This is a genomic window from Tumebacillus avium, assembly GCF_002162355.1.
Classification (GTDB): Bacteria; Bacillota; Bacilli; order Tumebacillales; family Tumebacillaceae; genus Tumebacillus_A; species Tumebacillus_A avium.
On sequence record NZ_CP021434.1, the window covers coordinates 5,117,082 to 5,133,326 of the forward strand.

General features: G+C 61.3%; 4 protein-coding genes and 1 pseudogene. All 5 read right to left on the reverse strand.

The window, feature by feature from the left end:
- Window positions 1-55 precede the first annotated feature (55 nt).
- Window positions 56-1,519: pseudogene (locus CBW65_RS25470) on the reverse strand (condensation domain-containing protein); the annotation flags it as partial.
- Window positions 1,520-2,791: an LLM class flavin-dependent oxidoreductase gene (locus tag CBW65_RS23410; RefSeq protein WP_087458964.1), complete on the reverse strand. Its 1,272-nt coding sequence runs from the start codon at window positions 2,789-2,791 to the stop codon at window positions 1,520-1,522.
- Between the two features lie 14 nt (window positions 2,792-2,805).
- Complete coding sequence (locus CBW65_RS23415; protein ID WP_087458965.1) at window positions 2,806-7,314, reverse strand: type I polyketide synthase; 4,509 nt, start codon at window positions 7,312-7,314, stop codon at window positions 2,806-2,808.
- Window positions 7,315-7,317: 3 nt separating this feature from the next.
- On the reverse strand, window positions 7,318-10,662 hold the full coding sequence (locus CBW65_RS23420) for a non-ribosomal peptide synthetase (RefSeq protein WP_087458966.1): 3,345 nt from the start codon (window positions 10,660-10,662) through the stop codon (window positions 7,318-7,320).
- Window positions 10,659-16,103 (reverse strand): non-ribosomal peptide synthetase, encoded by a 5,445-nt coding sequence (locus CBW65_RS23425; RefSeq protein WP_087458967.1) that lies wholly within the window; start codon window positions 16,101-16,103, stop codon window positions 10,659-10,661. The genes CBW65_RS23420 and CBW65_RS23425 overlap by 4 nt, the downstream gene beginning before the upstream one ends.
- Between the last annotated feature and the right edge of the window lie 142 nt (window positions 16,104-16,245).

A 16,245-nucleotide genomic window follows, 5' to 3' on the forward strand; every position in this document is an offset into this window, starting at 1 on the left:
CGGGCTGGGCAGCCGTCTCTTTTTTGACATTCCATTCGCTGAACAGCTTCGTGCGTTCAGCGTCGGTCAGCATCGCCAGCTCGGCGATGGAAGTGTCCGGGTTGGCGACGATGGCGTAGAGCAGGTTCATGTAGTGCTCCGCCATGCGCACGATCGTCTCGTGCTCGAACAGGTCAGCGCGGTATTCGAACAGGCTCAAACCGTCATCATTTTCCACGATCGCAAGCGACAGGTCGTATTTGGCGGTCTGGTTGTCGATCCACTCGCCGTCAACTTCGATGCCCGGCAAAGTGAATTTTTCTTCCGGCACGTCGACATACACAAACACCGCCTGGTAGATCGGGTTGCGGGACGCATCGCGCTCCGGCTTGATGTCATCGAGGATCAGGCCGAACGGAGTGGTTTTGTAGTCGTAGGCGCCGAAAGACGTATTTTTCACGCGGCGCAGCACTTCGCGGAACGACAGGTCGCCGGCGAGATCGGTGCGCAGCGGGATCGTGGTCAGGAAGTAGCCGAAGATGTTTTCGGTCTCTACTTTGTCGCGGTTGGCCAGCGGTGTGCCGATGATGATGTCCGGCTGCCCGGTGTAGCGGTAGAGCAGAACTTTGTACGCCGCCATCGTGATCATGTTGGCGGTCGCGTTCTCCTGGCGGGCCAGAGCTTTCAGGCCGGCAAACAGCTCCGGCGGGATCTCAAAGTTGTGACGCGCCCCTTTGTAGTCCTGATCGGCCGAGCGCGGATAGTCGGTCGGCAGGTCGAGCACGAGCGAGGAGCCTTCGAGATGTTTGCGCCAGTAGGTCAGCTGTTTTTCCAGCTCTGCGCCTTGAATCGTTTTGCGCTGATGTTCGGCAAAATCGGCATAGTGCAGCTGCAAGGACGGATGCTCCGGCTCTTCCCCGTTCAGGTAAGCGGTGTAGTTCACTTTCAGTTCATGGAAGAACATCGAGAACGTCACGCGGTCCATGACCAGATGGTGAATCGAGAAGACAAACACGGTGTCTTCGTCGGTCATGCGGATCAGCATCACGCGCAGCAGCGGGCCGTTTTCCAGATCGAAGAGACGGTTCGACTCGCGAAACTTTTCCGCTTCCAAAGCCTCTTCGCGCTCCGCCGCCGGCAGGTGGCGCAGGTCGATCACATGCGGCTTGATCTCCACTTGCGGCTGCACAATCTGCACGACGCTGCCGTCTTCCTGCATGCGGAAGATCGTGCGCCATGCCTCGTGACGGGCGACGATTGCGTTGACCGCTCTGCTCAGGGCTTCGATGTGCAAAATGCCTTTGAAACGCAGTGCCGTGTACACATTGTAGGTCGATTTGTCCGGCTCCATCTGCTGGAAGAACCACAGGCGCTCCTGGTCATACGACAGAGGGCTTGGGTTGCTGTGGCCGCGCGGCGGGATCGTCTCATCTTCCGTTTGCTCCTGCGGGATCTCGATGCCCATCTTTTTCAACTGGGCTTCGAAGACTTTGCGCTGTTCGGGAGACAGTGATTTGATGCGTTCTTGCAAGTCTTTCATCTATTGCACCCCCTGCACGGAAAGTTTCACACGGTATCGCTCTTGAAGTTCGTTCAGGTGTGTCAGCCCTTCGAGCACCGTCTCCGGCTCCAGGCCAAAGTCGACGAGGCAAGCCACTTCGGTGACGCCGATGTCGATCAGGTTGTTGATCAGGGTCTCGCACTTGTCGACCGTGCCAAGCAAGGTGCTCTCTTCGAAGTAGCGCTCATACGCAAAGGAGACCAGTGCGTCTTTGTCCGCTTCGGTGGCGAGGTCGAAGTCGCTTTTGAAATTGTCCTGTTGGCGCAGGAAGGTGCGCAGGTAGTTGGTCAGCGGTGTGCGCGCCTGCTCTTTGACCGTGTTGTTGTCGGTGCCGAGGAAGGTGTGCAGCATGACGGCGACCTTGCCTGTTTCCGGGTCGTGCCCGGCTTTGGCGCGGGCGTCGCGGTAGAGCTTGATCTTTTGCTCCAGCTCATGCAGCGGCTGGTTGACGAGACCGGTCAGAATGTGGCCGCCCATCTCGCCCGCTTTGACCAGCGTCTCCGGCGCGCCTTGGGAGGCGAACCAGAACTCGAGGTTTTTCTGGATCGGGCGCGGCAGGATGCGGGTCGAGACTTCCTCCCCGTCGATGCCGGTCATGGTGACCGTCTCGCCTTGCCAGAGCCGTTGGATGATGTCGAGCGCGTCGATCATCTCGTTGCGGCGGTTCTTGTAGTAGTCCATGTTTGGCTTCGGCGACAAGATGAAGTCGTTCGGATGCCAGCCGGACGCGGCACAGATCGCGATGCGGCCGCCGGAGAGGTTGTCAACGACCGACCACTCTTCGGCGACGCGGATCGGGTGGTGCAGCGGGATCGCGACCGAACCGGCGCGCAGCTCGATGTTCTTGGTGACCATGGCCAGAGCGGCGGAGAGCACGGCCGGGTTGGGATACAGCCCGCCAAAGTCTTGAAAATGGCGCTCAGGCGTCCAGATCGCCGCATAGCCATGTTCATCCCCGTGCTTGGCGCAATCGACCAGCAGCCGGTATTTGTCGCGGGACGCGGTGCTGCCGTCGCCGGAGAAGAAGTAGAGGGAGAAGTCCATCCCTTTGTTCGGGTCGCGCTCTTTCTTTTGCAAGCCCGCACCTTTAAAAGCAGGCTGGGAGCTGTCTGCGCCGGGCAGGGTGACAGCGATTGTGCCGCTGTCCTCTTTTTTGACCAGGGTGTCGAGGCCTTGTTTTTTCAGCTGTTTTTCCAGCAGGGCGCGCTGTTCAGGCGACAGGGCGGCGAGTCGTTTGTTCAAATCGTTCATTGGGACTTCACTCCTTACTTCGTCTCTTCTTCAAGCATTTTGGCGAGCAGATCATCGTCCGACATGCCTTCGATCTGTTTGAGCAGTTCATCGAGGGCATCGAGCTTTTCCTGGCCGAGCTGGTTGTTTTCGACCATTTGGGCGAGCGCCTCGATGGTCGGGGATTCGAAAATCGTGTTGATCGGGAAATCCATGCCAAACTGTTTGCGCATCCGCGTGACCAGTTGGATCGCCACCAGCGAGTTGCCGCCGAGGTCGAAGAAGTCGGCCTGCACAGACGGCTGCTGGACACCAAACAGTTCCGCCCAGAAGCCGGCGATCGTCGCTTCAAGATCGGTGCGCGGGGCGACATAGTTGGAATTGGACTGCGCGCCTGCGAGGGCGGCTTGGCGAGATTCTTCCAGCGCTTCGAGGAAGCCGGCAGCGGTAAAGCTTTGCGATGCTTGCAGCACGTCATGGAAGTCCTGCGTGGAGACCACCGTCTGCGGCAGGCCGAAGCTGAGCATGCGGTTCAGAGCTTCGATGCCTTCTCCATCGGTGATGCCAAACGTCTCGCGTGCTTCGCGCAGCTGCTGGTGCAGTTCGGCGACTCCTGCGAGCTGCTGTTCCTGCCAGTCATCCCACTTCCAGATGCCCCAGCTCACCGAGTGCGTATTGGCACGGCTGGCGGCAAAAGCGTCCAAAAACGCGCCGGCCGCGCAGTTGTCAGACTGCCCAAATCCGCCCGTGGCGGCGACTGTGGAGTTGTAGAGCAGGAAGAAGTCCAGCTTCGCGTCGGCGAGGGCCTGCTCCAGCACCAGAGCGCCTTTTACTTTCGGATCGAGGACGGCAGAAGTCATCTCTTGCGTTTTCAGCTGCAGCATCCCCGTCCCGCGCGGGTCTTCCGCGTGTACGACCCCGGTGATTTCGCCAAAGCGTGCTGTGGCTTGCTGCACGATCGCCTGCATCTGCCCAAGGTCGGTGATGTCGGCGGTGAAGTACAAATGACCATCGTCCTCGCCGCCAGTCAACGACGCGGCTTCGGCATCGTGCGTGACGAGCACAAGTTTGGCATTCGTTGTTGATGCGAGGAAGCTCGCAACAGATTGTGCATTCGGTGCAGACGCGCCAGTGATCAGCACCACCGGGTTGTCACGGAGGGTTGCGCTGCGCTTCGGCAAACGCGCCGCTTCAAACGTTTGCGTGAAGCGCAGGTTGCGGCGGTACGCGATCACGCTGTCGCTTGCATCAGCAGAGAACTCCGCGATCAACTGGTCAACATCTGTTCCGCCGTCGATGTCGATGGCGCATGTCGTGACGCCGGTGAGCTCTTGCGGGATGACTTTGCACAGGCCAAGCGCCGTGGCGCGGGCCGGGGCGGTGACGGTGTCGGCGAGGACGTCTTGGAGGTTGTTGGTGATCACGCCAAGCTGCACGCCATGCGCCAAGGTCTGCTCGCCAAGCGCTTGCGAAAGGGCCAGCAGCGAGTAGAAGCCTTTCCCCTGCAACTGCTCATACTCGCCCGCTTCGGCAATCACGCCAAAGAGATGCGCGATCTTGTGCGGCAGGAGTTCTGCTGCTGCCAGTTCATCCAAGAGCTTGCTGTAATCTTCGCGGTCCGCCGGACGCACGGTGTAAGCGCCCGCTTCCGTTTTGGCAAAATCGGCACCCGCTGCGACCGTCACCACGCGATGCCCGGCGGAAGTCAGGCGTTCGGCCAGCTTTGCGCCCACTCCGGTCTCGTCGAGGAACAGGAGCCAATTTTGCGCATCGGTTGCCGGGTCGGCGATCAGGAGCGATTTTTTCCACGTCGGAACGTAGAACCAGTCTGCAACGTCCGCTTTCTTGCGCTGCAGTTTCGCGACAGTTGAATGCTTGCGCTCCAGCCAGTAGCGCTTGCGTTCGAACGGATAGGTCGGCAACGCCAAACGATGGCGCATTTCCCCTGCGTACAACAGCGTCCAGTCGATCTTCAGCCCGGACAGCCACAGCTTGCCGAGCGCGGTGAGCAGAAACGCCGCATCTGACACTTGCTCGTCGCGGTGGCGCAGCGAAGAGAGAAGCACTTCCTGCGCCCCTTCTTGTGCCACTTGCTGACGGGTCAGGCCGATCAGCGAACGGCCCGGGCCAACTTCGAGGAACAGGCGTCCCGGCTCTTGCAGCAGTTCGCGCACATTGGCGGCAAAGCGCACCGTGCCGCGCAGATGTTTTGCCCAATACGCCGGGTCGGTCGCTTCTGCTGCCGTAATCCACGTGCCCGAGACGTTGGAGAGATAGGGCATTTGCGGCGCATGCAGCTCCACGCTGCGCACCGCTTCCGTAAACTGCTCCAAGATCGGGTCCATCATCGCCGAGTGGAACGCGTGCGACGTCACGAGGCGACGGCACTCCACTTCCTGCGCCTGCAGCTTTTGCTCCAAGACTTCCATCGCCGCAAACGTCCCGGCGACCACGCAGGCTTGCGGTCCGTTGACCGCTGCCAGGGACAAGCCTTCGCCAAGCAAAGGCAGCACATCCGCTTCTGCCAGCGGAACGGCCAGCATCGTGCCGGCCGGCAAGGACTGCATCAGCTTGCCGCGCACCGCGACCAGCTTCAGCGCGTCTTCCAGCGACATCACTCCGGCCAAGACGGCTGCCACATACTCCCCGATCGAATGCCCCAGCATCGCGTCCGGTTGCACGCCGAGCTCCATCCACAATTTCGCCAGCGCATACTCGATCACGAACAACGCCGGCTGCGTGATGTAGGTCTGACGCAGCAGCTCACTCGCTTCCTCCGCTTTGTCTGCTGCCGGATACAGCACTTCGCGCAGATCGACGCCAATTGCAGAGCGCAATGCGTCTGCGCAGAAATCGATCTGCTCGCGGAACACAGGCTCTTCGCGATACAGCTCCAGCCCCATGTTCACATACTGCGCGCCTTGCCCTGGGAACAAGAACACGACCGAGCGGTCGCGCGTCTGGGATTCGCCCGTCACCACGCGCTTGCCGTCCATTGCCTCCAAGGCGGCAACGGCATCCTCATGGCTCTCCACCGCCACCACGCGGCGGTGATCGAACGCCCGGCGGCCCGTCTGCAGCGTAAACGCAACGTCGGCCAGATCCCCTTGCGGATTGGCCTGCAAATGCGCGGCCAGATTCTCCGTGGCCGCGTTCAAGGCCGTACCCGTTTTGGCCGACAAAACGAGCAGTTTCCACTTGCGCGACGATTCGGATGACGAATCAAGCACCGGTGCTTCTTCCAGCACGACATGCGCGTTTGTTCCGCCCATGCCAAACGACGAGACCCCGGCGCGGCGCGGCGATTCGCCAGCCGCCCACTCTTTCAGCTCGGTGTTCACATAGAACGGAGAGGAGTCCAAGCCCAGCTTCGGATTGGCTTTTTCAAAATGCAGGCTTGGCACCAGTTGCCCGTGCTTGAGCATCAACGCCGCCTTGATCAGCCCGGTCACGCCGGCCGCCGCGTCGAGATGCCCCATGTTCGTTTTCAACGAGCCAAGCGCACAATAGCCCACGCGGTCGGTGCTGTCGCGATAGGCATTGGTCAGCGCCGAGATCTCGATCGGATCGCCGAGCGGCGTGCCTGTGCCGTGCGTCTCGATGTAGGAGATCGTGTCCGCGTCCACCCCGGCCACCGCCAGCGCGTCGAGGATGACTTGCGCCTGCCCGTCAACGCTTGGTGCGGTAAAGCCGATTTTGCCCGCGCCGTCATTGTTGACCGCCGAGCCGCGAATCACCGCATAGATCTGATCGCCGTCCTCCAGCGCATCTTCCAGACGCTTCAGCACCACCACGCCAACTCCGTCGCCGCCGATCGTGCCTTGCGCCCGCTCATCAAACGCCCGGCAATGCCCGTCGGGCGACAAAATGCTGCCTTCCTGATACAGATATCCTTCCGCTTCGAGCAGCTTGATCGCCACGCCCCCGGCCAGCGCCATGTCGCACTCATGCATCAGCAGCTGCTGGCAGGCCTGATGCACCGCCACCAGCGACGTCGAGCAGGCGGTCTGCACGGTCAGTGCCGGGCCGGTCAGGTTGAGCTTGTAAGCGACGCGCGTCGCCAGGAAATCATACGAGGTCGCAAGCGTCGCCTGCAGCGCGCCGATCTGGCCAAACAGCCCCTGGTTGCTGTACAGATGATAAGAAAAGCTGTTCTGCCCTACGCCGCCGTAGACGCCGATGCGCCCCGGATACTGCTCGGCATCATAGCCGGCCGTCTCCAGCGCTTCCCACGCCGTCTCCAAAAACAGGCGGTGCGACGGGTCGGTCACTTCCGCTTCTTTGGCGGTGTAGTCAAAAAAGTTCGCGTCAAACATATCGCGGTCTTGCAGCAATCCCCCGCGCTTCACATACTGCGGGTCTTGCAGGAGGTCAGAATCGACGCCTGCCGCCTTCAGCTCTTCCTCGGTAAACTCGGTGATCGTCTCATCACCGTTTTGCAGATGCGCCCAGAACTCCGCGATGTTTTTGCTGCCCGGAAAGCGGCCTGACATTCCGACGATGGCGATCCCTTCGAGGAGCTGGTTTTCCTTCTCGTGGCTCATGTCTTACTTCCCCCTGCCTTTTGATAATTGCTTGCGGCGGTTCAGCACGTCTTTTTTCGACTGCGCTCTCGCCTGCGATTCTTCCGCCCGGCCCGCCGTCTTGGCCGGTTCCTGCGTTTGCTGCTGGGTCAAAAATTTGGTCAGCGTATACACCGTCGTATGACGGAACAGCTCTACGATTGAAAACTGCGTCTGCAGTTTGTCTTGTACGCCTTCATGCACTTTTATCAATAAGAGCGAATGTCCCCCGAGATCAAAGAAATTGTCATGAATGCCGATGCGCGTAAGCCCCAGCACGCTTTGCCAGACCGCCAAGACGATCTCTTCCGTCTCCGTGCGCGGCGCGACATACTCGGCCGTTTCGGCCTGCAGCCCTTGCGGATGCGGCAGCGCCTGGCGGTCGACCTTGCCGTTCACCGTCAGCGGCAGGACGTCCATCACGACGACCGCCGATGGCAGCATATATTCGGGCAGCCTTTCCTTGAGCCGCCCGCGCAGTTCCTGGGCGGAGAACCCTTCCGCCTGCTCCGGCACCACATAGGCGACAACACGCTTGTCGCCCGGCTCATCTTCGCGCACGACGGCGATCACTTCGCGAATCTCGGCCAGCGACTGAATTCCCTGTTCGATCTCGCCAAGCTCGATGCGGAACCCGCGCACTTTTACCTGATGGTCGAGGCGGGAGATGTATTCGATCGCCCCGTTTGGCAGGCGGCGCACGAGGTCACCCGTTTTATAAAGCAGGCCTTCTGCAAACGGATTCTGCAAAAAGCGTTCCGCCGTCAGCTCCCGACGGTTCAGATACCCCTGCGCCACGCCGTCGCCGCCGAGGTACAATTCGCCCGCCACGCCGACCGGGACCGGCTGCAGATGAGCGTCCAGCACATAGGCGGACGTGTTGGCAATCGGCAGGCCGATCGGGATGTTGACCACATCGACGGCCAGGTCATACACGTTTTGCCAAGTCGCAAACGTCGTGCTTTCCGTCGGGCCGTACGCGTTGAGCAGCCGCTTAGGCGCGCCGTGCTGAATCACTTCGCGCATCCAGCGCGCGTCGACCGCTTCCCCGCCGACCAGCAGGTGGCGGAGGTTCGCAAATGCGTCCGGCACCACACCGGCGAGCTGGTTGAACAGCGCAGTGGTGATAAACATCGCCGTGATGCCCTGCGCCTTGAGCTCCGCAGCAAATTCTTTGGGCATCAGCGCGATGTCTTTCCCCACGCCAACGAGCTTGCCGCCATTGGCGAGCGCGCCCCAGACCTCAAACGTCGCCGCATCAAAAGAAGAGTTGGACACCTGCGCAACCACGTCGTCAGCGCCAAGCTGCGCGTAGTCGGTGTTGCAGACCAGACGGTTGATCGCGCGATGCGGGACAAGCACGCCTTTCGGTACGCCCGTCGAGCCGGACGTGTACACCACATAGGCGAGGTGTTCGGCACTGGTGAGCGGCTCCGGATTCTCAGCGCTCTCCCCGCCGATCACAGCTGCGTCGCGGTCGAGGCAAATCAACTTCACGCCATCCTGGGGCAGGCGCTCAGCGAGATGCTCTTGCGCGACGATCACGCCAAGCCCGGTGTCTTGCTGCATAAACAAGAGACGCTCCTGCGGATACGCCGGGTCGAGCGGCACATAAGCCCCGCCCGCTTTCAGAATGCCCAGCATCCCAATCACCATGTCGTGTGAGCGTTCCACGCAGAGCCCGACCAGCGCATCCGGCCCGACGCCGAGTCCGCGCAGATGATGCGCCAGTTGGTTGGCGCGCGCGTTCAGCTCGGCATACGTAAGCTCCGTGCCGCCAAAGACGGTCGCCACCGCGTCCGGATGCTGCCCGGCCTGCTGTTCAGCCAACTGGTGAATGCAGCGGTCTTGCGGATACGGGGTCTTGGTGTCGTTCCACCCGTGCACCGCCTGCTCCCATTCTGCTTCGGTCAGCAGAGGCAGCTGTGTCACCGGCACTTGCGGGCGGGCGGCGATGCTTTCGAGCAGCGTGCGGAAATGTCCGGCCATCCGCTCGATCGTCGCCGCCTCATACAGATCGCGGTTGTATTCGAAGTTCCCGTGGATGCCGTCCGCCCCGTCTTCCACGTAGAGCGTCAGGTCAAATTTTGCCGTGCCGTTCAGCACTTCCCCGTGCGTCAGCGACAGATCGCCGAAGCGCTGTTCTTCATGCGGCGAGTCGAGGAAGTTGAACATCACTTGGAACAAGGGGCTGCGCGAAGCATCCCGTGCCGGCTGCAGCTCTTCGACCAGTTTGTCAAACGGCAGTTCCTGATGGGACAAGGCCCCGGTCACCGCATCTTTCACACGGCGCGCCAGTTCGGCCATCAAGGGCTCTCCGCTCAGGTCGGCGCGCAGCACCAGCGTGTTGACGAAAAAGCCGATCATCCCTTCCGCCTCGCGCTGGCTGCGTCCGGCAAACGGTGCGCCGACCAGCAAGTCTTCCTGTCCGCTATAGCGCGACAGCAGGACGGAGAAAGCGGAAAACAACGTCATAAACAAAGTCACGTCTTCCTGCTTGCTCCAAGCTTTCAGCTCCGCCGCCAGCTCTTTAGGCAAGGCAAACGAAACGTTGCCGCCGCGATGCGTCTGCACCAGCGGGCGCGGATGGTCGGCCGGCAGATCGAGGACGACCGGCGCGCCGGACAGGGTCTCCTTCCAGTAGCTGACCTGCTTTTGGCGACCCTCGCCGTTCAGCCAGTCCTGCTGCCACTCTGCATAGTCCCCGTATTGCAGCGAAAGTTCGGCGAGCGGCGACGGAGCGCCTTTTGCAAACGCTTCGTACAGGACGGTCAGCTCTTTGAGCAAAATGTTCATCGACCAGCCGTCAAACACGATGTGGTGCAAGGTGAGCAGCAGCGTGTGCTCCAGCTCCCCCGTCCGCACCAGCGTGGCCCGCAATAGCGGCCCTTGAGTCAGCGAAAACGGCTGCTGCGCTTCGGCCATCGCCAGGCGCGGCAGGTCAGCCCGGTCTGCTTGCACGAGCGGCATCGCCACCGCCTGCATGCTGTGCACGACTTGCACCGTCTCCCCGTCCTGCGCGGCAAAGGAGGTGCGCAGGATCTCGTGGCGCTCGACGATCTCGTTTAGCGCTTTTTCTAATACGTGCGCATCGAGCGGGCCTTGCAGTTCGATCCGGTACGGCATGTTGTAGGACGTGCTGTTTGGCTCCATCTTGTCGAGGAACCACAAGCGCTGCTGGCTGGACGACAGACGCGCCGGACGGTCTCCCGTGCGCTTTTCGATGCGGGAGATTCCTGTGGCCGATGCGGCCATCCCTTCGTCTTGCAGCATCTTGTCGAGCAGCGCGCGCTTCTCTTTGGACATCGCTAACTTCGAAAACCGGCTCATCTCTCCGCCTCCATCATCATTTGCACATCTTCTTCTGACATCTCGGACAATTGCAGCAAGAGCTCTGCCGTCTTTTCAATCCGCGCCCGCTCCTGCCCGTCTTGGAGCAGGAGGTTGGCCAGCCCTTCGACCGTCGGCGCGTCAAACAGCGCTTTGACGGCGATCTCAACTTCCAGCGCCTCGCGAATCTCCGAGATCACCTGCATGCCGAGCAAGGAATGCCCGCCGATGGCAAAAAAGTTGCTTCTCACGCCAACCTGCTCCACGCCGAGCAGATCGGCCCAGATCACGGCCAGCACTTCTTCGACCGGGGTGCGCGGCAGCACGATCTCATCTGTCAGCGCTTCGATCTCCGGCACCGGCAGCGCTTTGCGGTCGACTTTGCCGTTTGCGGTGAGCGGCAGCCGTTCGAGCAGCACAAACTGTGTCGGCACCATGTAGTCGGGTAGCCGTTCCCGCAAAAAGGATTGCAGCGCACTCCGCTCAAGCTCTTCCTTGCCAGCGACATACGCGATGATGCGGTTGTCATGAACGGTCGCCACCGCTGCTGTCACCGCCGGATGCTGGAGCAGGTCCGCTTCGATCTCGCCAAGCTCAATGCGGAAGCCCCGCACTTTCACCTGATGGTCGATCCGGCCGAGATACTGCAGAGTACCGTCAGGCAGCAGACGCGCCAAGTCGCCCGTTTTATAGAGACGGCCCACTTCCGTTTTTACAAATTTCTCTGCGGTCAGCTCGGGGCGGTGCAAGTAGCCAAGCGCCAGGCCTGCGCCGCCGATGTACAGTTCACCGGGCACCAAAAGCGGCACGGGCTGCTGCTTGGCATCCAGCACATACGCCTGCACGTTGCTTATCGGGCGTCCAATCGGAATGGAGTCGGCCGGGCCGCGCGGGCAGATCTGGTATGTCGCGTCGATACACGCTTCTGTCGGACCGTAGAGGTTGACGAGGTCGGCCTGCATCGCTGCGTAAAAGCGTGTGACCAGCTCCGCAGTCAGCGCTTCGCCGCCGCAGAACACCCGCTTGAGCGATGTGCAGGCGGCAAATTTCGCTTCGTTCAAAAGCATCGCCAGCATCGTCGGCACGACTTGCAGCACCGTCACCTGCTGCTCCTGCATCACCTGCGCCATGTAGCGGGCGTCAAGGTGTCCGCCCGGTTCAGCGAGCACGAGGCGTGCGCCTGCGAGCAGGGGAGCGTAAAACTCCCAGACCGATGCGTCGAAGGAAAAGGACGTTTTTTGCAAAACGGCATCTTCGGCGGTGAGCGGAAACGCCTCCTGCATCCACCGCATGTGATTGCAGATCGCGCCGTGCGGAACGACGACGCCTTTCGGTGCGCCTGTCGAGCCGGACGTGTAGATCACATAAGCCGGGTCGCTTGCTGTGAGCGTCACGTTTGGCGCGTGGGGTTTTTCCCGGGAAATGACCTCCCAGCCTTCATCGAGGGAGACGACGGTCGCTTCACAGTTGTTGAACCGCGTTTGCAGTTGGCTCTGGGTGAGCAAAACGCCGGCGCGTGAGTCTTCCAGCATGAATTGGAGCCGTTCCTGCGGGTACTCGGGATCGAGCGGCAGGTAGGCACCGCCTGCCTTTAGCACGGCGAGCAGCGCGATCACCATCTCCGGCGAGCGCTCCATGCAGACGGCCACGATGTTGCCCGGCCCCGTGTGGAGCCGCTGCAGGTAGCGTGCGGTGCGGTTGGCGCGTTCGTTCAGGTCGCGGTAGGTCAGCCTCGTTTCGCCTGCGACGAGGGCGAGTGCATCCGGCGTACGTTCCGCCTGCTGTTCAAACAGGTGGTGCAGGCGCAGGTCGTCTTCGCCAAAATTGCGGTCAGCGCCACTTGCCAGACGGAGCAATTCGGCGCGTTCCTCTGCGGTCAGCAGCGGCAATTCGCCGACAGCGCGGTCGGGCGCTGCAGCGATGCTTTCGAGCAGGGTGGTGAAATGGCCCATCATGCGCAGGACGGTGCTTTCATCAAACAGGTCGGCGCTGTATTCGAAGGTGGCCGACAAGCCGTCCGTCTCCTGAATCAAGAGCAGCGACAGGTCAAATTTCGCCGTGCCGTTGTCGATGTCGGCGTGTTCGAGCGTCAGGCCGGGCAGCTGCAATTCCTGTTTCGGCGAGTTCTCAAAGACGAACATCACTTGGAAAAACGGCGAGTGTGAGCCGTCGCGTTCCGGGCGGAGCGCTTCGACAAGTTTGTCAAACGGCACATCCCCATTCGCAAATGCGCCAAGCGCCGATTCGCGCACGCGGGCGATCAGATCGCGGAACGGAAGGGTGCTGTCCACCTGTGTTCGCAAAGCCAGCGTGTTGACGAAAAAGCCGATCAGCCTTTCGACTTCCGCCCGGTTGCGGCCGGAGATCGGAGTGCCGACGATGATGTCTTGCAGGTCGGTATAGCGATGGAGCAGCGTCTTAAACGCCGCCAGCATCGTCATGTACAGGGTCGCGCCGGCCTTTTGGCTCAAGCTTTGCAGCGCATCGACCAGCTCTCTTTGCAGCATCATCCGTTTCGCGCCGCCGCGATAGGAAGGGGCGGCCGGGCGCGGGCGGTCGGCAGGAAGCTGCAGCACAGGGAGTTCGCCGTGGAGCTGTTCTTTCCAATAATTTAGCTGTCCGTCCAGCACGCCGTCTTCCAGCCAATCGCGGTGCCATTGCGAAAAGTCGCGATATTGCACCGGCAGTTCTGCCAGCGGCGAAGGCTGCCCGGCGGTGAAGGCCGCATACAGGGCGGCGACTTCGCGGCGCAGCACTTCCAGCGACCAGCCGTCCGAGACGATGTGGTGCATGTTGAGCAGCAGCACGTGTTCGTCGTCCGCCACTTTCAGCAGCCGGGCCCGACACAGCGGCCCGCGCTCCAGATCAAACGGTGCAGCGGCGTCCGCCTGCAGCTCTTCCCACGAGTTGCAGAGCAGCATGGGTACAGCCTCCGCAGGTTGCACCACCTGCACGGCCATTTCATCCCCGTCTGCAAACACCGTCCGCAGCGCCTCGTGCCTGCGCACCACTTCCGCCAGCGCCTCTTCCATCGCCCTGACGTCCAGCGTTCCAACCAGCCGCATCGCCAAAGGCAGATTGTACAGCCCGCTCCCCGCCTCCAACCGATCCAGAAACCATAGTCTCTGCTGGGCAAAAGACAAAGGAGCAGGAGTGTCTCGCTCCGCTGCAAGCAGTTGCTTAGACACTCTGCCCTGCGTCACAACCTCCGCCAGCCGAGCCACCGTTCTGGCTTCCAGCACATCCCGGAGCGACAGTTCCACGCCGAGCTGCTCACGAACGCGGGAGACGATCTGGGTCGCCAGCAGCGAATGGCCGCCGAGCTCATAGAAGTCGTCAAACACGCCCAACTGCTCCAGCCTGAACAACTGGCTCCATACTTCCGCGATCACCCGCTCCGACTCACTGCGCGGCGCGACATACTCCGCACCAAGCTCCGGGCGGCTCGCACCCGGCACCGGCAAGGCCCGCTTGTCGACTTTGCCGTTTGGCGTCAAGGGCAGTTCCTCCAGCGTCACAAACACCGCCGGAATCATATACTCCGGCAACCGCTCCGCCAAAAACGCCCGCCACTGCGCAACGCTGACCGTTTCCGATGCATCCGGCACCAGATACGCCGCCAAGCGCTTCTCCCCCGGCACATCTTCGCGTGCTGTCACCACACAGCTGCTTACGGCAGGATGCTGCATCAGTACAGCTTCGATCTCGCCGGTCTCAATCCGAAACCCGCGGATCTTCACCTGCCCGTCGATCCGTCCCATAAATTCAATCCGGCCGTCTGCCAAATACCGCACCTGATCGCCCGTCTTATACAACCGCTCTCCCGGCACAAATGGGCTCTCGACAAACATTTCTGCCGTCAGCTCCTCACGCCGCCAATAGCCTCGCGCCAGCCCGTCGCCGCCCGCATACAATTCACCAGGCACACCGACCGGCACCGGCTGCATCTGTCCGTCCAGCACATACACTTTCGTATTGCTGACCGGCCGCCCGATCGGCACCGATGACAGCCCATCATCCTCACGACGCATCGGATGACAGCAGGTAAACGTCGTATTTTCCGTCGGCCCATAGCCGTTGATCAGACAGATGCCGTCCAGCTCGCGCAGCACCTTCTGCACATGTCCGACAGACAGCACATCGCCGCCGGCGAGCAGATAGCGCACGCCGCGCAAGTCTTCCAGCCGGTGCTCCACCATCTGCGCAAACAGCCCTGCCGTCAGCCACAGCACCGTCACTCCCTGCTCGCGAACGGCGCGCCCCAGCTCTTCCAGAGATGAAGCCCCGCCCGGCATCAGCGCCACACGCGCCCCGTTCAGCAGCGCGCCCCAGATCTCCAGCGTCGCCGCATCAAACGTCACCGCCGCCGACTGCAAAAACACCAGATCCGGCCCAAACGGCAAATAATTCGTATCGCGCACCAGACGCACCACACCGCGCTGCGTCACCGCGACCCCTTTCGGCTGTCCGGTCGACCCGGACGTGTACATCACGTAGGCCAGCGACTCCGCCGACGTCTTGCACGGCGGATTGTCGTCCGCCCCGCCCGTCAGCTCCTCAAGGAGCAGCACCTGGGCCTCATGCTCCGGGAACACGTCAAGCAGGCTGCCCTGCGTCACCAGCACACTCACATCCGTATCTCCTAGCAGAAACGCCAGCCGCTCCTTCGGCATCCCTGGATCGAGCGGCACATACGCCCCGCCCGCCTTCAAGATCCCCAGCATCCCCGCAAGCATCTCCAGCGACCGCTCGACACAGATCCCGACCGGCTGCTCTGGCCCGACACCGGCGTCCAGCAGCTCATACGCCACCGAGTTCGCCCGCCGGTTCAGCTCGCGATATGTCACCGCTGCTCCGGCACACACCGCCGCCACCCGATCCGGCGTCAACGCTGCCTGCTCTTCGAACAGCTCCTGCACCGTCTTCTCACGCGGATACGCGGTCGCCGTCTCGTTCCATTCGCTCAGCACCTGCTCGCGCTGTGCAGCGGTCAGCCAGCCCCCGGCCAGCGTCTCCCGCCACGCCTCTGCCATCTCGCGGGTGCCGAACAGCTCAGCCTCATAGCCTTCCGCCGTCTCTGTCAGCAAGCCCGGCAGCTCTTCCCAAGCCGCAAAAGGCAACAGCAAACACAACAGGTGCTCATCAGCACCCATTGCGCAGAGAAACGCCTGCAGGCTCTCCGGCCGCGCACCGATCTCCGCAGCAAAATCCGCGAGCCGTGCCGTTCGTTCAGCTTCCGGTCCGCCATCCAGGCGCATGACCGGTATCACCCATGATTGATCTTGCATCAGCTGACGGCGCTGCGCCGCCTTGTGCAAGTTTTTCTGTAAACATTCGACATGAAGGGCTCCCTTGAGGAGCATCGTCACAGGAAGGAGCAAACGAGGCGAAGGAGAAAAATCGGAGAAGGACAGTTGAGAGAGTTCAATCAGAGTAAACATCTTTATGCTCGACCCTCTTTCAATCCAAATAATGAACCGCCCAAGCGGCTATTTTCGTACCGATTCACCCACTCATCATTACTCTGTGAGCAAATCCGTTATTCAATCAATTTTTTCTTTTTAGGCACTCTCAATTACTTGT